Below are 18390 nucleotides of genomic sequence, written 5' to 3'. Positions count from 1 at the left end.
CCCGCTGACGATCACGGAGTCGAAGACGACCGCGGGTTCATCGCGCGTGAACCACCCCATTACGCCCCCCTTCCCCCCATGCGTCACTAGCGTGACGCACCAACAGCCCGCGCAACGGACCTCCGGCATTGGCCAACCAGACCACCTGCCTCGTACCCGAACCACGCCCCTGGCACGCATACCAGCCGGCAGCGGAAATGCCGCCCCGCCTCCTACGCCGACTGCGTGGCGGCCACAGGCCGTATGCGGCGTCATCCATGGCGACCCCCCACGGTTGAGACGGGGCGGGCGGGTGCGCGCCGTCCGTGGGCGAGGCTGCTCATGCGCTGCTGGTAGGCGGCTTGGTCGAGGCGGTGGTGCAGGCGCAGGCCCACCACTCGCAACTCCGCGGCCTCCAGGGCGGCGCGCCGACCCCGCAGGCGGGCCAGCGGTGGGCGGCGCGGCTCATCGCAGCCGAACAGCCGGGTGATGTCGTAGACGAGGGCTGTCAGGATAAGCAGCCCGATCAGTGCGGCGGTCACGGCGACCATGTCATTCACCTCCCCCGCCCGGGCCCGGGCCGCTTCAGAACCGGCTGGGCCCAGTGTGGTGGTCGTGCTTGCGCAGCGGGTCTTCGTCCAGGTCGTCGCGGTGCTGCTCGTGGCCGCTGTGCGTGTCCTGGCCGTGCATGCCGCGCATCATGAAGAACATCATCAGCGGGCAGGCAACGACGAGGGCGAGCCAGACCAGGTTCTGCAGCGGCGCGCCGACGATCAGGACGGCGGCGATGACGATCGCGGCGGCGAGTGCGTACAGGCCGTAGTTGCGCTTGTTCATGACCGCCCTCCTTCGGAGTAGGGCAGGAGCCGCAACCGGTGGGGCATGCAGGTTTCAGGGTTTGGTGAGGGGGCCAGCGTGCAGTGCGCTCAGGCGGCGCCGGTATTCGTCCTCTTCGATCTCCCCGCGGGCCAGCCGCTCGCGGAGGATGTCCTCTGCCGAAGGCGCTGCCGGGGTGTGGGTGTGCTCATGTGGCTGGTTCAGGGCGCGGAACAGCAGGACCGCGATGGTGATGATCAGTGCCCAGAAAAGGATCATGCCGGCCGACATCGCGAACCAGCCCCAGCCGCTGACGTTGTGGTCGTACCAGAACATCATCGCCATTCACCTGCTTCGGCCTTTGTCTGTAGCCGGATACGAAGCGCACCCAGCATTTCTTGCCTTCCTTTCATCGTCCCGCCGCTGGGCGTGGCGGTCTGGGGCCGGATGGCCCCGGACCAGTGGGCCGACCCGCCCCTACCAGGTAGGGGTAGCCGGGCGCAGGCTGGAGAAGGGAACCGACAAGGGAGGCGAGCGGCCCATGGGTGCCCTCGAGATCGTCGTGGTCCTGACCTCGGCCGTGCTGATCGGCGCACTGGGCTGGTACTTCTTCGGCCCGCGCCGCGCGGGAGCCGCCCGGCTGGAAGGCGGGGTGCAGCGGGTGGAGGTGACGGTGCGGGGCGGCTACAGCCCCAACCTGATCAAGGTCCGCCAGGGCACGCCGGTGGAGCTGGTCTTCGACCGGCAGGAGGCCGGCGAGTGCACCTCCCGCGTGGTCTTCCCTGACCTGAAGGCCGGCGCCGGCCTGCCCGCCCACACCCGCACCACCGTGCGGCTCAACCCCGACCGTCCAGGCACCTTCGGCTTCGCCTGCGGCATGAACATGATCCACGGCACCCTGTTGGTCGCACCCGCGGACGACTCGACACAGCCTGCACCGGACAGCCATGGCGCCACGGCCGCACCGCCTCCTACTTCTGGTGCCACTGGCGGGCCGCCAGCGGGTGAGGAGCGGACGGCGGCCGAGTCGGAGGCCGCGGACGCCGCCGAGCGGCAGGCGGAGATCAAGGACCTCACCCACCGCGTGGTGGTGGGCGCCGTGCTCACCGCCCCGGTGCTCTTCGCGGTGATGGCGCACGAACTGTTCGGCGCCACCTGGGTGCCCGGCTGGATGCTCAACCACTGGCTGCAGTTGGCGCTGATCACGCCGGTGATGTTCTACACCGGGTGGCCGATCCATGTGACGGGCTGGCTGACCCTGCGCCACCGGGCCGCGGACATGAACTCCCTGATCACCCTCGGCACGTCTGCTGCCTACGGCTACAGCCTGCTGGTCACCCTCGCCCCCGGTCTGCTGCCGAAGGACGTGCGGGAGGTGTACTTCGAGGCCGTCGGTGTGATCTTGACCTTGATCCTGCTTGGGCGGCTGCTGGAGGCCCGGGCGAAGGCCGGCACCGGTGAGGCCATCCGTGCCCTGCTGGGTCTGCAGGCCCGCACCGCACGCGTCGTTCGGGACGGAACCGAGCGCGAGGTCCCCGTCGAGGACGTGGTGGTCGGGGACGAGCTCGTCATCCGGCCGGGGGAGAAGATTCCCGTCGACGCCGAGGTGCGCTCCGGCTCCTCCGCGGTGGACGAGTCGATGGTCACCGGCGAGCCGATGCCCGTCACGAAGCACGCCGGGGACACGGTCATCGGCGCCACCGTCAACGGCACCGGGTCCCTGCGGGTGAGGGCGGCCAAGGTCGGCGCCGACACGATGCTCTCCCAGATCATCCGTCTCGTGCAGCAGGCCCAGGCGTCGAAGGCTCCCATCCAGCGGCTCGCCGACGCGGTGTCGGCGTACTTCGTACCCGTAGTGATCGCTATCGCGATCGGTAGCTTCGCTGTCTGGTTCGCCGTGGGCCCGTCGCCCGCGCTGACCCTGGCGCTGGTCTCAGCGGTCGCGGTGCTGATCATCGCCTGCCCCTGCGCGCTGGGCCTTGCCACGCCGCTGTCGGTGATGGTCGGTACGGGCAAGGGCGCCCAGGCCGGCATTCTGATCCGCTCCGCCGAAGCTTTGGAGACCGCGCACAAGCTGGACACCGTGGTGCTGGACAAGACTGGCACCGTCACCGCGGGCAAGCCCGTCCTGACCGACGTCCACCCCGTCGGCGGATTCGACGGGACGGCGCTGCTGCGACTGGTCGCCGGTGCCGAGGCCGACAGTGAGCACCCCCTTGCGCAGGCCATCGTCACCGGCGTCCGTGACCGCGGCCTTCCCCCTTCCCTGGCGACGGGCTTCGACTCGGTCACCGGCAAGGGCGTCCAGGCCACCGTCGACGGGCACGCCGTCCTGGTCGGCACCGCCCGGCTGCTGGGCGACGTCGGCATCGACACCACCGCCCTGACCCCCGTCGCTGCCAGTCTGTCGGCCGAGGGCAAGACCCCCGTCCTCGCCGCAGTGGACGGACGTCCTGCCGGTGTCCTGGCCGTCGCCGACACCGTCAAGGAGGACTCCGCCACAGCCATCGCCGCCCTGCAGCACCTCGGCATCGACGTCGTCATGCTCACCGGCGACAACGCCCGCACCGCCGCAGCCATCGCCACCCAGGTCGGCATCGGCCGGGTGCTGGCCGAGGTGCTGCCCGAGCACAAGGCCGACGAGATCCGCCGCCTGCAGGGCGAGGGCCGCACCGTCGGCATGGTCGGCGACGGCATCAACGACGCCCCCGCCCTGGCCGCCGCCGACGTCGGCCTGGCCATCGGCACCGGCACCGACGTCGCCATCGAGGCCGCCGACATCACCCTCATCGCCGGCTCGCTCGGCGGGGTCGTCACCGCGATCCGGCTGTCGCGCGCCACGATGCGCAACATCCGGCAGAACCTGTTCTTCGCCCTGGTCTACAACGCCTTCGGCATCCCCCTCGCCGCAGGCGCCCTCTACCCTCTGTGGGGCATCCGGCTCAGCCCGATCATCGCCGCCGCGGCCATGGCGCTCAGCTCCCTGTCGGTCGTCACCAACGCCTCCCGGCTGCGCCGCTGGCACACCCAGCCGCTGCCCGAAGCCCGCCCCGCCCACATCCAGCCCCAGGTCGAGTCCGCCGCCGACCGGGCCCCAGCCAGCAGCACGGCAACCGCGGCAGGACACGGGCACCACCATCCCGCTTCCGAGGGCAACGGCGGCAGCACGGTCACGGACCCGGTATGTGGCATGCCCGTGGACAAGGCAACCGCCGCCGAACACCGGCAAACCGAGCACAACGCCTACTACTTCTGCTCCGCGCACTGCGCCGCCACCTTCGACGCCGACCCCCACCGCTACACCGTCCCCACGGCCGGCGGCACGCACGAGGGAGGCGAACCCCGATGACCACCGCCGCCACCCCACGCCACGCCCACGAGCACACCCAGGCACCCGGCTACGCCGTCCACAAGGCCGACCACCTGGCCCGCCTGAACAAGATCGAAGGCCAAGTCCGCGGCATCTCCCGCATGGTCACCGACGACCGCTACTGCATCGACGTCCTCACCCAGATCACCGCCGCAAGCCGCGCCCTGCAGGAAGTCGCCCTCGGCCTCCTCGACGACCACGTACGCGGCTGCGTCACCAACGCCGCCCGCACCGACACCGCCCAGGCCGAGGAGAAATTCGCCGAACTCACCGACACCCTGCGGCGCGCACTGCGTCTGTAAAGGGTTGCTGAACCAGCCAGCCAAGGGAGGTCCCCGGTGTTGGCACAACGACTCGACACCGAGGCCGTGACGGCCCTCGTGAAGGACGCCACAGCCGCCCCGTCCATGTACAACGCACAGCCGTGGCGGTTCCAGTGCCTGCGGGACAGCAGCGCCTTCCATCCCTTTTCTTCGCAGGGAATCCCGGGCTTCAGGCCGGGCGGGAATGCGATCCTCGGCTCGGAGGCGCGCAGCGCCGGAGGTTTCTGCGCTTGTGTGGTGACGGTCAGCTGGGCATCCAGGTGCTCGGGTCCTGGTCAGCCTTTGAGCGGTGCGAGGCGGCGGAGACCGCGATGAGGGCGCGGTCGTCGCCGAGGGGAGTAATTGTCAATGCCTGTGGATCAGTTGAGGTAGCTCAGGCCGCGCTGAGCTCGGGTCGCTCGACGACCCGCGTTCGAAGCGGGCGCCGGCACGGACGAGGGCCACGAGGTGGGGTGCGTTCACGGCCCGCCACCGCTGCTGGGCGGACTCGACGAGCTTGAAGACCATCGCCAGGGCGGCGGTGCGCGAGCCGGCGCCACGAGTGACCTTGGTCCGCAGCCGGACCGTGGCGAAGGTCGACTCGATGGGGTTCGTGGTCCGCAGATGGATCCAGTGCTCCGCGGGGAAGTCGAAGAACGCCAGCAGTTCGGCTTCGTCGTCGGTGATCTTCTTAACGGCCTTGGGGAACTTCGCGCCGTAGAGCTGCGAGAACGTCTTGATCGCCGCTTGGGCGTGCTGCTTGTCCTCGGCGTTGTAGATGTCCTGGATCGGTTTCTTCGCGCCCGGCTGCGCGGACTTCGGCATGGCGTCGAGCACATTTGCGGTTTTGTGAACCCAGCACCTTTGTTCGCGGGTGGCGGGGAACACCTCGGCCAGGGCCTTCCAGAAGCCCAGGGCGCCGTCGCCGACCGCCAGGACCGGGGCATGCATGCCCCGGCGGGCGCAGTCCCGGAGCAGGTCGGCCCAGGACTCGCCGGACTCGCGGTAGCCGTCGTTCGGCCGCGGACGGCCCACGCCGCTGGGGCAGGCGTTCGCGGAGTACGGGCGGACCGCCAAGACCCTGCACCTGCTGCGGGTGGTCGACCCGGTGGACGACACCTACCGCAGGCAGATGAACCGGCAGCTCACCGTGCAGGAGTCCCGCCACACGCTGGCCCGCGACATTTGCCACGGCAAGCACGGGCAGATCATGCAGGCGTACCGGGAGGGCCAGGAGGATCAGCTCGGCGCGCTCGGCCTGGCCCTGCGGCGCGTGCTGTGGACGACCCGCTACCTGGACGCCGCCGTCGGGCGGCTGCGGGCCCGGCCGCCCGAGGAGCGTGAGCACGACGTTCGAGACGAGGACGTCACCCGGCTCTCCCCGCTCGCACGCCAACCTCAACGTGCTGGGCCGCTAGCATCCGCGCTTCGGACCCGGCCGACTGCGGCCTGCGCCCGCTACGCGACCCGGACGCCGGCGAGCACGCCGAAGACTGAACCGCACCCGAGGCGCCTGGCCGTTCGTTGTACCACCGCGCAGACCGGGCTTTGCCGCCCGGAGAGCGACGCGAGAGGCTGGCGAAGGAGCGGTTCAGGCGGCGTCGGGGGCGCCCTGGTGGGCGCTGAGCGCGTCGGCGGTGCTCGGGTAATGGGGCAGGAGGCTGTCCACACCGGTGAGGGTGAGCATGCGCATCAGCCGGTCGGGGACGGCGGCCAGGGCCAGGGAGCCGCCCGCTTCCTGGGCGCCGTGCCAGATGCCGATCAGTGCGCTGAGCCCGGCGGAGTCACAGAAGCCCACACCCGACAGGTCCAGGATCAAGTGGTGGTGGCCCTGGTCGATCAGCTCCAGCGCGCGGGTACGCAAGCCGGGTGCGGTATGCAGGTCGATCTCGCCGGTGACGGTGGCGACCGCTGCGGGACCGGGGGTGGCGGTCAGGGTCAGCTCGATGTCGTCGGTCATGGCCGTCAGTGCTCCTCGCCGGCGGGCGCGGCGGTGGTGTGGGCGGTGGATCCGGCCCCCGTCGCGGCGTCGGCCTGGTCGGGAGTGGGGACCGACAGAGCCAGCAGGGCGACGTCGTCACTCGCGCCCTCGGGCAGGGCGTCCAGCAAACCGACGGTGTCCTGGATCAACTGCGCCGCCCCGCACGAGGCGGGACGAGCGGTGAGGAAGGCCGTCAGGCCCTCGTCACCGAGCATGGCGTCGGTGCTGGTGTGTGCCTCGGTCAGGCCGTCGGTGTAGAGGAGCAGGGCCTGGCCGGGGGTGAGGTGAAGGGTGGTGGAGGCGAAGCGGGCGCCGGGGAAGGCCCCGATGAGCATGCCGCCCTTGGGGCGGACCGCTTCCACCCGCGTGTGCGTGGCGCGCCCGGCTTCGGGCGGGGCGGGGCTGAGGTGGTAGGCCGGGGGGTGCCCACCGGTGGCCAGCTCCACGGTGAAGCCCCCGGCCGCAGCAGGGGTGAGGGTGGCGAAGAAAGCTGTGCAGAACCGGCTGCCCGCCCACACGTCGGCCAGCAGGGTGCTGTTCAGGGCCTCAAGTACCGCGACGGTGTCGTCTGTGTGCTGGGCGGAGGCCCGCAGGGTGTAGCGGGCCAGGGAGGTGATAGTGGCCGCCTCGGCGCCCTTGCCGCACACGTCCCCCAGGAACAATCCCCACTTCCCGGAGGGCAGGGGGAAGACGTCGTAGAAGTCGCCGCCCACATCGTGCACGGACGCGGTGTGGTAGTGGCAGGCCAGCTCCAGGCCGGGCACCGTCGGCAGCGCCGGCGGCAGCAGAGTGTGCTGCAAGGTGGAGGCGAAGGAGGCGATCGCCGCCCTGTCCCTCTCCGCCTGCTCCCGGGCCGCCCGCTCAGCCTCGGCGGCCCGCTGCTCCTGGCGCACGGTGCGCAGCGCGGACAGGCGCAGCTCCATCTCGTCCATCACGATCGCAGCCAGATCGGTCAGGGTGGCAGTCTGTTCGGAGGTGATGGAGCGGGGCTTGGTGTCCAGGACGTTGACGGTGCCCAGCTTGTGCCCGTCCGCGGTGGTGATCGGCGCGGCGGCGTAGAACCGAACCCCCAGCGGACCGGTGACCAGCGGGTTGCCGCAGGCGACGTCGTCGAGCAGGGTGTCGGGGATCACCAGGGCATCGTCGCGCAGCACCGCCGAGCCGCACAGGCCCGGGTCGCGGCCGATCTCACTGACCCCGTCCAGGCCGTGCGCGGCCTTGAACCAGATCCGGTCCTCGTCCACGATCGTCACCGTCGCCACGGGGACGTCGAACAGGCGGGCTGCCAGCGCAGCCACCCGGTCGAACGCCCCGTCGGGCGGGGTGTCGAGGATGTCGTAGCGGCGCACCGCTTCGATCCGGCCGGCCTCGACGACCTCGTCGGGCACCAGATGCAGGCGCTTGCCAGGAACGCCGTCCTCGGATGCCGAAGCCTGCTCGGGCATCGGCTTTCCACCTTCCTTGACCTCCCGCAGCCACCGGGCGCGACACGGGCCAGCGGAAAGCCTAAGCGCAACGAGTGTGCGAAGGCCATCCGGGTGGCACCTCGAAGGGATCACCACCGATGTCGACGCGCAGTGCTGCCCGGTGAAACCCGGCGACGGCACCGGGCAGCACTGCGCTCCCCCTCATCGCCCCACGTGCGGGCACCGAACGGGCGAGCCGGGGCGTGGCGGGTCTGGCCGCCGTCGGAGAGCAGCTCGTCGAACAGGGCGCGGTAGTGCACCCTGGCGCCGCGCAGCTGCTCGGTGGTGGCCTTGTGGCCCGCGCTGAGCGTGTCGATCTCGTGAGCGGCCCGGTAGTGCTCCAGGGTGCGGCCGTGCTCCACGGAGAGGTCCTTCATCTGCTGCTCGAAGCCCTCGGTGGGGTAGCCGCGGGCCTGCATCAACGAAGTGACCAGCCGGTCCGCGTCGTGCACCGCGTCCTCCGGCCGGTCCACGAAGTCCTGCTGCACGCCGTCCCAGTCCCGGGCGAAGCGGCCCCGGGCACTGGCCGGCAACGGCTTGATGTAGAGCTCGTCATGACGCTTCGCGCGCTCGCTGAGCTCACGCTCGGCGGCGAGTCTGCTGTCGGCTCCCTGAACCGTCCGCTCGTACTCCGGGCTGAAGCGTTCACGCAGCGTTCGACGCCGCATGAAAAGAGCCACGGCGGACACGATCAGGGCCACGACCACCACAGCGGGAATGACGATCGCCAGGAGAGTGCCTGTAGACATCGGACCGCCTCCCGCCCGACCGCCTGACTCCCAGAGAAGCAAATTAAGGGCAATTAACCTATTCAGGGGATATCCGAAATAACCCAAACCATACCTTCGTGGCAGCTCATCGGGCGATCGTGGGCCTCGATCCGATGGCCCTGGCACGATGCTGGGTATGCAGTCGCTGCCTACGCCCTGCCCTGCTGATCTGATCCCGGACGCGACGGGCCACGCGTTCAACGCCGCCTGCCGGCGCGACACTACTCACAGGGTCAGCCGCGGATGATGTTCTGCGCCTGCGGTCCCTTCTGGCCCTGCCCGATGTCGAAGGTGACGTGCTCGCCCTCGGTCAGTTCCCGAAAGCCGTTGCCCTTGATCTCGGAATAGTGGGCGAAGACGTCCGGGCCTCCCTTGTCCTGGGCGATGAACCCGTATCCCTTTTCGGCGTTGAACCACTTGACGGTGCCGCTGGCCATTGCTGTCGATCTTTCGTTCATGCCCTGGAGCAGCCCGTGGGCCGGGCATGCTCCGGCTCTTGCGACGGCAGGAGCCCTCAGCCGTTCTACCCCCGCCCGTCTTCACCTATACGGAGCTGAAAGGCACCCGGCCCTCCGCTCAGCCCATGGAAGCGGGCTGGTAAACCCTGACCGGCCTGTGCGACGCTGCAGGGACAACCAGCCTGGTCTGGTGGGAGGCCCCGCGCCGCCCTTGAAAGGTCATTTTTCGGTGGCCGGGGCGCGGTACGGGTTGTCTCGCTCGGCTTTACGCGGCCCCATGCCGCGTGCTTGATGCCTTCCTCGCCGGAGGGCGTGATGGGCTCGACCCCCGGATTGAGGGCCGAACCATGAGCGACTTCACCGTGGTGACCCAGCAGCACCCCGACCGCACCGTGATCACCGTCAGCGGGGACATGGACCTTCAGACCTGTCCTGAACTGGCTCAGGCCGCGTTCATCATCCCGCTGGGCGGCCAGACGCTGTACCTGGACCTGTCGGGCGTGTCCTTCATGGACTCCAGCGGCCTGAGCCTCCTGGTGCTGCTGCGCCGCCGCCTGCACGCCGTAGGCGGCCGCCTTGCCGTCACCGGGCTGCAGTCCCAGCCCGCGCGCCTTTTGGAGATCACGGACACCTACGAGCTGTTCGCGGCCGATACCGCGGCCGCGGACGGCTCGGACGAAGCCCTGATCGCTTGACAGGCCAAGCAGCCGGCGCGTCTGTTCGATCAGGGTACGGTCCTTCGCCGCCGCGGCGGCGAAGGACCCGCAGGGCTGCTGGTCCCAACCCCGCGGTGAACGAGTCGCCAGCCCGGTGCCACCCACACCTTTCACAACGACCCGTGCCGGAGGGCAGATGCCGCGGTCAGGCTTCGTCGTCCCCGTCCTCGCTGGCGTTCGGGTCCCGGAAGGGACGCAGGGCCCTGGCGGGGACCGCCGGCCTGGATGTTGAAGCCGATGTTGCAGCTCTCGGCGACCAGCAGCGCCACCAAGGAGACGAGCAGCCCCTCCATGCGGGTGGACACGTGCCTGAAGGAGTTAGGGAAGCCGGTCCAGGAGTGGGCCTCGAACAGCACATCCGGCAGGTCGATCCTGGGAAGCATGGCCTCGGTGGTCTGCCTCAGCCCGGTCAGCGACTCCGGCTCGCCCACCGCGCCGAGCTTGTCCACGGACAGCTTGGCCCGACCGCCGCCTTCGGGGACGACGATCTCGACCTTCGCCTCACCCCCGGCCTCCTCCAGCCGGTCGGCCATCTGCCGCCACGCGGCGTCCAGACCTCGAGCGAGCTGTTCCAGATGCTCGCCGGCGTCCTCGGACAGACTCAAGGCCGCCAGCACGTCCGTCTTCATCGCCTGCCACCGGGCGCCGTCCAGCAGCCTCGCGCGCGGGTCCGCCCACCGGTTCGACGGGGACGCGAACACGTCCCGCCGGTTCAGCGCACGGTGCAGCTGCTCCAACACGCACACCACGTACGCGTCGCGCGGTCGACCGCACCCTGCGGCAGCTTGGCGCCCGAGAACACCACGCGCCGCCACGTTGCCGGCACCGGCTCGGCGTCGACCTCACAGGGCAGCAGCGGCCGGTCCTTCACCCGCCGCCTGGACGGCGCGGGCAGCCGGCGCACCGCGGTGAGCACCCGCCGCCCGGCCGGGGCGGCACCCAGCGCGTCCGACCCACCCAGCAAAGACAGGAACAGGCGCACCATGTTGTAGCGCAGGGCCAGCTTCTCGCTCAGCGCCACCTCGGCAGACCCGTCGTCCTCCGGCACCAGGGCCTCCACGGTCGCGACCGCCCCGGTGACCGCCGTGCGCGGCACAGCCTCCTCAACCGCCGCCCACAGCGCGGCAACGTCCAGGTCCGTCCCGGCTTCGGCGACCAGGTCCAGCTCCTCAGTAAGGATCTTCGACGCCTTCGCCAGAATGCGGGCCGCCTTCTCCAACTGCGGCAGCATCGCCAACCGATCCCTGTCCGACGCCCGGCGGGCCGGACTGATCAGCCGGTTCGCCATCAGCACCGCGAACAGGTCCAACGCGTCATCGACCGCCTGCGCCTCCAGCTGGCGCACCACCGCCGTCAGCAGGGCGCTCTGCCGCGGCTCCGGCGCCCGTTCGATCGTCTGCGTCTTGCTCAGCTGCCCGTACCGCGCGAGCGTGTTCAGCCGGTTCACCGGCACCGACGACAGGTTCACCCGCCCCAAGCCGAACGCAGAGATCTCCTCCGCACGCTCCATCGCCGTGGCCGTCGACTTCACCGGCGGCGTCCGCAGCCGCTCCAGCTCCGAGGCCCGCTTGCCCTCCGGCACGACCAGCAGCGTCTTCAGGGCCGGCACGAGCTGCGGGTCGGCACGGTGGGCGGCCCGGGCCACCGACTGGTACAGGCGCCGCTCGGCCGCCGTACGGGCCTCCGACACCTGCCGGGCCAGCACCGAGACACCCGGCAGCAGCACCCGGTGCCGGCGCAGCCACGTCACCGCGTGATTGAACAGTGCCCTATGCACTTACATACCGCCCTCTCACTGAGGTGGGGAGGGCGTAACGCGGCTCGATCGGTGCCGGGCCGAGGCGGCCTATCGGAGGCCGTGGCGGTCGAGGCGGTGGATGAGGCCGGGGCGGCGCTGGTAGTCCTCGCGCAGGCGGGCCAGGCGCTGGTGGAAGTCGGTGTGCTGTCGGGCGTGGGCGTAGGCGTCGCGCAGTTCCGCGAGGAGGCTGACGGCCTGGTCGTAGCGGCTGGTCTTCTTGGTGGCGATGTGCGCCTCGATCTGCTGCCAGACGGATTCGGCCTCGTCTGTGAGAGCGGTCAGATGCCGGGCGCGGGCGGTGGCCCGTTCGTGTTCGGCGTGCTGTCGGCGTTCGGTGCGCCGGGTGTGGGCGGCGTCCAGGAGGTGGGCGGCGGACCGGCGCCCGGGGACCGTGGTGGGGGCGTCGGCGCCGCGCAGGCGGTGCAGGAGTTCGGTGTGCAGCCCAGGTTCCGGGCCGAGGGCGAGCCGCAGCAGCAGAGCGTCCTTCTCCTTCTGGGGCATTGCGGCGATCAGCGGGGGCGAGTTCCTTCTTCGCAGGCCTGGTCGGCTTCTTGGATGCGGCGGGACTGGCCTGGGCCGCGACTGCCAGCAGGTCGTCGTCCGCGCGCAGGAAATCCGCGAGCGCCCGCTGCGGGGCGGTCAGTTCGCCGAGCCCGGCCGGGACGGGCGGTTCGGGACGGGTCCGGTACTCCTCTTCGTCGTCGTCTTCGAGTTCCGAGGCGGCGAGCGCTGAGAGCCAGGCCAGATAGAGGGGGCGCAGGTCGCCGGTGGTGAGTTCGTCGCGTACGCCGATGAGGGCGGACAGCGAGTCGTCGGCGCCCTCGATCCAGTCGCCGCCCTCGTCCTCGCTGGTCAGCTCGAGCAGGAGGTGGGTGCGGGTGGTCCAGGCCTCGATGTGGTGGTCGAGACAGTACGGCCGCGCCGCCGGCAGGGCCAAGGTCTGCTTGGGCAGGCGGAGCATCAACCGGTGGGTGCCCCAATTGGTCACGTACAGGTGGGCGTCGAAGTAGCGCTCGACCATTTTGCGCGGATTGGCGCTCAGGTCGCCCCAGTTGTAGGTGTTGGTGAAGCTGGTGGCGGTGATCCGGGCCCGGGTGGAGATGGCCCTCAGCTGCTCCTGTTCCTCGCGGCTGAGCGGCCGGTCGAGGGCCTGGAACTCGTAGTACTGGTACTCGCTCACACGGCGGACCCTATCGCCGGCGCGGGTGGGCTCGGACGCGGAAGGGCCACCGGCAGCGGAGCCGACCGGAGGCGGCAATCAAACGTCATAGGGTGAGCCGAGGTGAGCCGGGGCGGGGAGGAGTGGGCTGTGGCGGTGTGGACCGAGCGGGCGATGGAGCATGATGCAAGAACGGAGCTCGCGGCCGTGTTGCAACTGGTTGCCGCGGGCAGGCTGCGGTGCGGCGACAAGACGAAGCGCCCCTCCGCCGCCACCCTCCGCGCACTGGGCGAGGTCCTCACCGGCAGTGACTTCTACGAGGGCGAGGCGGTCAGGGCATTCGCCTGGCCGCTGCTGCTCCAGGCTGGCGGTCTTGCGGAACTATCGGGCGGCCGACTTGATCCTTGCGCGGCACCGAGGCGAACACATCCGCCACGAATAACACCAACTTCGCCCGGAACCGGCTCACTTCATGTGCGTCCACACACTCACCATGCTCCTGCACAGGCCCGACAGGAAGACCTAACGGAGGCCTACTAGATCCTGTCGTCACCAGCCGTCCCTCCTCAGAGCGTGCGGGAGTTCCACGACTGGGCCCGGGCGCGGAAGCACATCTCAGCCCTCGCACACCGATGGCAGGGCCCGCCCCAGCCCTTCCACGTGCAGCGTGTCCAGCCGGTGCCCGTAGGCCGACCATGCCGCCGCCATTCGCAAACGCGGGCCGCACGGAGGCCGCGCCCGCAGCCCCTCCGTTTCCCGCAATGCGGTCAGCAGTGCCGTGGTGATCCGGTCGAGCGCGGGTCGCACCTCCTTTACGAGGTCGGGCCGCTCGGTCGGCCGCTCCTCCGGGTGGGCGTCCCATCGAGCGTAGAGGCCGCGCTGCACCAACTTGTTGGCCTCGATCTGGTCGCGGAACACCGCGGTCACGGCGTCGGGGTTGAGCCCGAGGCCGACGGCCCTCGCGGCGACGTCGTCCAGGATCTGCCGCTCGCGCACCGGATCGTCGATGGGCTTGTCGGTGCCGTACTTGGCGGCGGCCACCTTGTCGGCCAGCAGCAGCCGCTCGGCGAACAGCTCGGTCACCGACCCGAGGCCGGGGGCGAGACTGGCAGCCCGTGCCGGAGTCGACGGCACCGCGGTGGCCGGGGCGGCGCCGGCGAGGGTGACGGCCGCCGTGGCGCAGACGGCGACGAGGGCGGACCGGAATATCGGGGGGCGCACGTGGGTTCCCTTCCTTGAGTGGAGCGGCGCCAGGTCGTCGCCCGCGCCGTGCAACACCGTATCGACCACGAGCCCGAATCGCCGCGTGAACCGCTGGGCAGCGCAAAGGAGTTGCGGCGTTCACGCGCCCCTGATCGTCTACGACCGCACCAAGACCTCGTCCGCCGGCACGTTGCCCCGGGTGAGGCGGTTCCGCTGCACCCGGAGGCGGTCGCGTTGACCGGGCACTGCGACGCGTTGGACGACTTCGGCATCGATGCCGAGGCGGGCGCCGTGGTCGAGCTGGACGGCGACCTGCTGCCCAGCCCATTCACACCGAAGGGCGAGCGTTCGGAGGGCCCGGCCTGGTACTTCACCTGGCCGCCCGAGAAGCTCGCCCATCTCCTGATCGCGATGGAGGAAGAGTCCTCCCTGACCGGTGCCGTCGTGATGGGTGAGGCGGTCCAGCAGTTACCGCCAGAGGCCATCGCTGAGCACGGCTACCCGGCCGCGGAGTCGGGTGTGCTGTGGGAGGAAGCCCGCGACGCCCACCTGGAGCGCCTCGGCGGCGGGCAGCCTCGTGTCGCCTGAGCACGGGTCGCGCCGGTCCCAGGTCGTCCTGGTGGAGCCCGCACTGAGCCGGCTGCCAGCGGCCGAGACGCACCGGCTGGATCGCGCGATCGTCGCGATCAGCGTCAACCCGGAGTTGGGCATCACCCGGGTGCCCGACACCCTGTTGCGCGACTACGTGGACGACGTCGACGGGGTCCGGGTGATCTACTCGAAGGCGGCAGCAGTCGTCGAACCTGCCGAGCAGCAGGGTGCGCGAAGCGGCGAGTGTGCCGGTGACCGCGCCGACGATCGCCTCGGTGGTCTCGCGCACCTTGTACTTCCGCCAACCGCGCACCGCAGGCTCGTACACGCTGTCCAACCGCTTGAAGAGCATGCCCTCCATTCCGACCGACGCCCACGTCAGCCACTCACGCACGGTGTCAGGGTCGGTGGTCGACGGGCACAGCACCCACGGGGCCGACAGCCGGCGCGCGGCGAACACGGACTCGAGCGCGGCCCTGCGCCGCCGATACGGCCATCCGGTCGTGTCGGTCCCGGACAGCCGCAGCAGATCGAACGCGACGAAGTGGGCCGGCCACTCGCCCGCGGCCCGGGCCGCCCTGGCGCCGCGCTGCTGAAGCCGGTTTTGCAGCTGCTCGAAGACGAGCCGTCCGGCGGTGTCCCATACGACCAGCTCGCCATCCAGCGCGGTCGCGTCCGGCAGCTGCGCGGCGCCGGCCGCAATCTCCGGAAACGCCGGAAGCATCTCGGTGCCGCGCCTGGAGCGCAGCACCACCCGGCCCGAGTCGACCGAGGCCAGGGCCCGGAAGCCATCCCACTTGGGCTCCGCCGCCCAGCCTGGCCGCAGCTCGGGCCCGGGCACGGGAGCGCTCAGCATGGGTTCCGGCGGCGTCCAGGTCACACCAGATCCCTTCCACCGGGCGCTCCGGTGCTGTCAGGGGTGAGGGCGGGCCCGACCACGAGGCCGACCACGCCCGGCGCGACCTCGACCACGGCTCCGGTCGGGCGTGTCCGAAGTGACACGCAATTCGAACAGGCGATCTAATATGAGTATGTACGTGACCGACTTCCCCGACGACCTGATGCAGACGCAAGCAGCCTGGAACGACACCTACCAAGCGCTCGCCGCGCCCCGCGCCCGCGACACCACCGCTCTGCGCCGCCGCCTGCTGCTTTTGTCCGTACGGCTGTGGTGGCACCCGTACTGGGAGACCGTCCCGTCGGTCCCCGCGGCGCGCTCCGAGCTGCGCCAGTTGGCCCGCCTCCACGGAGCCATCCGGGCCGCGTGACCGGACGCCTCGGTCGACCAGGAGCACGAGGTTGCGCCAAGGGTTGCGCCCATCTGTTGCGCTGGAGGTTGCGCCAAGGGTTGCGTTAGGTGTTGCGCGGCCCGCAGGACCGTCCCTGGCTTTGTTCATGTTCAGCGACAGCGTTTGTCCGCTGCTTTGGGCAACCGTTGGTGATCACTGACCGTTGGAATGTTCACGAGAAATAGCGGCAGCGCGTGGCGACGCCCTGAACGCCCCTTGTGGGGCGTCTGGGACACACGACAGCGCGGGCTGCCACAGGTCGGTGGCAGCCCGCGTCGGAGTTCGTCCGAACAAGATGTTCGGCTGCCCCACAAGGAGAGGGGCTCCTATGCCGGGCGTGAGTAGTTGCGGTACAGAAAGTGCCGCCGAGTCTTGCTGAGGTCGGCGAGTTCGTGACGCTTCAAGCTGCCGGGGACGGCGCTGGCGCGCAGTTCAGACCTCTGAGCGGTTACTGGTTCTCCGGGGGCAACCCGGCGTTCTGCCGGTCGAATGCCCGTTGGCGATCGGCGTACGACCGCTCTGTGTTGGCAGGCCCCGCCGTCCGGGTGGGCTCGGTCACCTGGTCTGTGCCGTAGACGTAGTGCGTGGACTCACTGTCGTACGTCGACTTGTACAGCTTGACGGCATACAGGTTCTGGTCGGCGTTCACGCACGTGAACTCACGCACAATCCCGTCGTAGTACATGCCGTTGCTGCTTTCGCGGTGGCTGACGATGCGCACGGCCCGATTCGGGTCAGGCTGGAGTTCTGCAACCGTGGCCACGCCGAACCTCCTTCACTCCGGGAGAAAGGTGGAGGAATTCCCCTTTCGTTACCCCTGCATGCTGGTCTTTGGTCCGCTACTCGTGAATTACTTGTCGGCTGGCAGGTCGATCGCCGGCGCTGCCATTGAGCGAGCACGCTGTCACGAAGTACAGACCGACGCCCTTGCGCCGGGTCTTTTCTCCCCGCCGTGACCACGGCCGCCGCGACCGGACCATAGCCAGCGTCGACGCTCGCCCGGCGAGCTGTCCGCAAAGCCCACGACCCTCGCGCCCAGTGTGATGGCCGAGCAAGACCAAGCCCTGCACGAGGCACTCAGCCCCTGACACTCCTGGCCGACGCGATCCGCCGGCAGCCCCGCCTTGCCGTACGCCGCACGCAACGCCGCCGCGGAGGCCGTCAGGATCCGCCGCAGCCTCGCGGAGACCGACCCCGGAACGCACCTCCCGCCCCTCGCTGCGGCGCTCAACGACCTCGCCAACAGGGAGATGGAGGAGGGCCACGCCGCCGCCGCGCTGGCGGCCGCCACCGAGGCCACGGAGCTCTTCCGCCGCCTCGCCGGAACCGACCCCGACCGCCACCTCGGCCAGCTCGCCACCACACTCAACAGCCTCGCCACCGTCCAGTCCCAGACGGGGAACCCGACCGGCGCGCTGGAGACCATGGGCGAGGCCGTGGAACTCATGCGCCACCTGTTCGAGCTCGATCCGGGGAGGTACCTCCCGGGTCTCGCCATGGTCCTGAACAACCTCGCCGTCCAGCAGTCGGCCGCGGGCGACCGGAGCGGGGCGCTCGCGTCCGCCGGTGAAGCGGGCGAGCACTACACCCGCCTAGCCAGGGCCAATCCCGCGGTCCACCTGGCCGGCCTCTGCAAGGCGCTCAAGAACTTCTCCAAGCAGCAGGCCGAGGACGACCAGGTCCACGCGGCGTGGTCGTCGGCCGCGGCGGCGCTGAGCGGCGACACCCTGGTGCAGGCGGAACCGAACGCCTGGTACGCCCACTGCACGGCCCTGCGCGGAGACCGGGAGCGGGCCGTGGCACTCCTGCGCTCCGCCGTGGCCGGCGCCGAGTCCGAGGACCTCGAACTCCGTTCCCGCATAAGGAAATTGATCCGGCAGGTGACCATGGACCTGGAGATCCACGACGAGGCTCTGCCCGGCTGGGCGACCGAATCCTTTGCCCCGGACACCGCAGGGCTGATCACTGCCTGGGCGACACGCTCCGGCTGGCCCGACGAGGAGGAGTTCCTGCGCGCCAACGCAGGCAGCCTGACGAAGCCCGAAGGCCGCGAGCAGCTGCGGCTCTTCGCGGACCTCTCCCCCCTGGACGACCTGCTGACCGATCTCATCGGCATGCTCGACGCGATCGACGCCCACGGCCTCACTGCCGTGATCGACGAGGGCCGCCGGCACCACGAGGCGGGTACCCTCCTGCAGTCCTGGATGGACACTCCCGACTGGTCCGACTCCTACGCCTTCCACGCCGCCCTCCGGGACCGGCTGCACCACCCCTACGTCAAATCGGTCCTCGCTACCGGGGAGGACCCACGCAGCCAGCAGCCCTTCGCCCGGCCGAGAGACTGCCCCTCGAAACGGTGTACGAGGTCGTCACCGACGCGGAGGCCGCCCAGGACCAAGCCCTGCAGGCGGTCGAAGCGGCGAACATCGACGCCCTGGACGCCATCGTCGGCTGCAACCACGGTCTGGCGGACACCTCGTCCGGCCGGCTGA

Annotated in this window: 15 protein-coding genes and 6 pseudogenes; 7 read left to right on the top strand and 14 right to left on the bottom strand. The window is 70.3% G+C overall.

What is annotated here, in order from left to right; genetic code table 11:
- Window positions 1-251 precede the first annotated feature (251 nt).
- Genes ABZ876_RS30680 through ABZ876_RS30670 form a run of 3 tightly spaced genes read right to left on the bottom strand, consistent with a single transcriptional unit; the run spans window position 252 to window position 1134 of the window.
- Window positions 252-530 (bottom strand): hypothetical protein, encoded by a 279-nt coding sequence (locus ABZ876_RS30680; protein WP_361788082.1) that lies wholly within the window; start codon window positions 528-530, stop codon window positions 252-254.
- A 34-nt stretch (window positions 531-564) separates the two neighbouring features.
- Window positions 565-816 carry a DUF2933 domain-containing protein gene (locus ABZ876_RS30675; protein ID WP_361788028.1) on the bottom strand — a complete coding sequence of 84 codons (252 nt, stop codon included), beginning with the start codon at window positions 814-816 and terminating at the stop codon, window positions 565-567.
- A gap of 54 nt (window positions 817-870) precedes the next feature.
- Window positions 871-1134 (bottom strand): SHOCT domain-containing protein, encoded by a 264-nt coding sequence (locus ABZ876_RS30670; protein ID WP_361788026.1) that lies wholly within the window; start codon window positions 1132-1134, stop codon window positions 871-873.
- Between the two features lie 202 nt (window positions 1135-1336).
- Between ABZ876_RS30670 and ABZ876_RS30665 the strand changes: the two genes are divergently transcribed.
- Window positions 1337-4144 carry a heavy metal translocating P-type ATPase gene (locus tag ABZ876_RS30665; protein ID WP_361788024.1) on the top strand — a complete coding sequence of 936 codons (2808 nt, stop codon included), beginning with the start codon at window positions 1337-1339 and terminating at the stop codon, window positions 4142-4144.
- Entirely contained in the window at window positions 4141-4467 is a 327-nt protein-coding gene (locus ABZ876_RS30660; RefSeq protein ID WP_361788022.1) for a metal-sensitive transcriptional regulator, read from the top strand. Before ABZ876_RS30665 ends, ABZ876_RS30660 begins: the two co-directional genes overlap by 4 nt.
- Window positions 4468-4738: 271 nt before the next feature.
- Here ABZ876_RS30660 and ABZ876_RS30655 read toward each other — a convergent pair.
- A pseudogene (locus ABZ876_RS30655) lies at window positions 4739-4822 on the bottom strand (HNH endonuclease); the annotation flags it as partial.
- Between the two features lie 39 nt (window positions 4823-4861).
- Window positions 4862-5481: pseudogene (locus ABZ876_RS30650) on the bottom strand (IS256 family transposase); the annotation flags it as partial.
- A 10-nt stretch (window positions 5482-5491) separates the two neighbouring features.
- Here ABZ876_RS30650 and ABZ876_RS30645 point away from each other — a divergent pair.
- Window positions 5492-5964 (top strand): annotated as a pseudogene (locus tag ABZ876_RS30645) (Tn3 family transposase); the annotation flags it as partial.
- Window positions 5965-6058: 94 nt separating this feature from the next.
- Here the strand turns inward: ABZ876_RS30645 and ABZ876_RS30640 are convergent.
- From ABZ876_RS30640 to ABZ876_RS30625, 4 genes and pseudogenes are all read right to left on the bottom strand, one after another.
- Window positions 6059-6427 (bottom strand): STAS domain-containing protein, encoded by a 369-nt coding sequence (locus ABZ876_RS30640; RefSeq protein ID WP_361788020.1) that lies wholly within the window; start codon window positions 6425-6427, stop codon window positions 6059-6061.
- 5 nt (window positions 6428-6432) lie between these two features.
- Window positions 6433-7893, bottom strand: a complete 1461-nt coding sequence (locus tag ABZ876_RS30635) for a GAF domain-containing SpoIIE family protein phosphatase (RefSeq protein WP_361788018.1) — start codon at window positions 7891-7893, stop codon at window positions 6433-6435.
- Window positions 7894-8126: 233 nt separating this feature from the next.
- Window positions 8127-8663: pseudogene (locus tag ABZ876_RS30630) on the bottom strand (hypothetical protein); the annotation flags it as partial.
- A gap of 254 nt (window positions 8664-8917) precedes the next feature.
- A complete protein-coding gene (locus ABZ876_RS30625) occupies window positions 8918-9121 on the bottom strand; it encodes a cold-shock protein (RefSeq protein ID WP_361788016.1) in 204 nt (67 codons plus the stop codon).
- Between the two features lie 368 nt (window positions 9122-9489).
- On the opposite strand from ABZ876_RS30625, the gene ABZ876_RS30620 reads away from it, so the two are divergent.
- Window positions 9490-9837, top strand: a complete 348-nt coding sequence (locus ABZ876_RS30620) for an STAS domain-containing protein (protein ID WP_361788014.1) — start codon at window positions 9490-9492, stop codon at window positions 9835-9837.
- 254 nt (window positions 9838-10091) lie between these two features.
- Here the strand turns inward: ABZ876_RS30620 and ABZ876_RS30615 are convergent.
- The 3 genes and pseudogenes from ABZ876_RS30615 to ABZ876_RS30605 form a co-directional block, all read right to left on the bottom strand.
- Window positions 10092-11629 (bottom strand): annotated as a pseudogene (locus ABZ876_RS30615) (Tn3 family transposase); the annotation flags it as partial.
- A gap of 75 nt (window positions 11630-11704) precedes the next feature.
- Complete coding sequence (locus ABZ876_RS30610; RefSeq protein WP_361788012.1) at window positions 11705-12157, bottom strand: hypothetical protein; 453 nt, start codon at window positions 12155-12157, stop codon at window positions 11705-11707.
- Between the two features lie 1273 nt (window positions 12158-13430).
- Complete coding sequence (locus ABZ876_RS30605) at window positions 13431-14036, bottom strand: chorismate mutase (RefSeq protein ID WP_361788010.1); 606 nt, start codon at window positions 14034-14036, stop codon at window positions 13431-13433.
- A gap of 127 nt (window positions 14037-14163) precedes the next feature.
- Between ABZ876_RS30605 and ABZ876_RS30600 the strand changes: the two are divergent.
- Window positions 14164-14249, top strand: a pseudogene (locus ABZ876_RS30600) (integrase core domain protein); the annotation flags it as partial.
- A gap of 139 nt (window positions 14250-14388) precedes the next feature.
- Here ABZ876_RS30600 and ABZ876_RS30595 read toward each other — a convergent pair.
- Window positions 14389-15465, bottom strand: coding sequence for an ATP-dependent DNA ligase (locus tag ABZ876_RS30595; protein ID WP_361788080.1), 1077 nt, complete (start codon window positions 15463-15465; stop codon window positions 14389-14391).
- A 175-nt stretch (window positions 15466-15640) separates the two neighbouring features.
- Here ABZ876_RS30595 and ABZ876_RS30590 point away from each other — a divergent pair, with 175 nt between their 5' ends.
- The gene (locus ABZ876_RS30590) at window positions 15641-15877 is read left to right on the top strand and encodes a hypothetical protein (RefSeq protein ID WP_361788078.1); all 237 of its coding nucleotides are present in this window, start codon (window positions 15641-15643) and stop codon (window positions 15875-15877) included.
- A 469-nt stretch (window positions 15878-16346) separates the two neighbouring features.
- Here the strand turns inward: ABZ876_RS30590 and ABZ876_RS30585 are convergent, their stop codons facing one another.
- Entirely contained in the window at window positions 16347-16661 is a 315-nt protein-coding gene (locus ABZ876_RS30585) for a hypothetical protein (protein ID WP_361788008.1), read from the bottom strand.
- A gap of 361 nt (window positions 16662-17022) precedes the next feature.
- On the opposite strand from ABZ876_RS30585, the gene ABZ876_RS30580 reads away from it, so the two are divergent.
- Entirely contained in the window at window positions 17023-18390 is a 1368-nt protein-coding gene (locus tag ABZ876_RS30580) for a hypothetical protein (protein ID WP_361788006.1), read from the top strand.

Source organism: Streptomyces sp. NPDC046931 (genome assembly GCF_040644655.1).
GTDB lineage: Bacteria > Actinomycetota > Actinomycetes > Streptomycetales > Streptomycetaceae > Streptomyces.
This window is presented reverse-complemented; position numbering and strand designations above follow the sequence as displayed.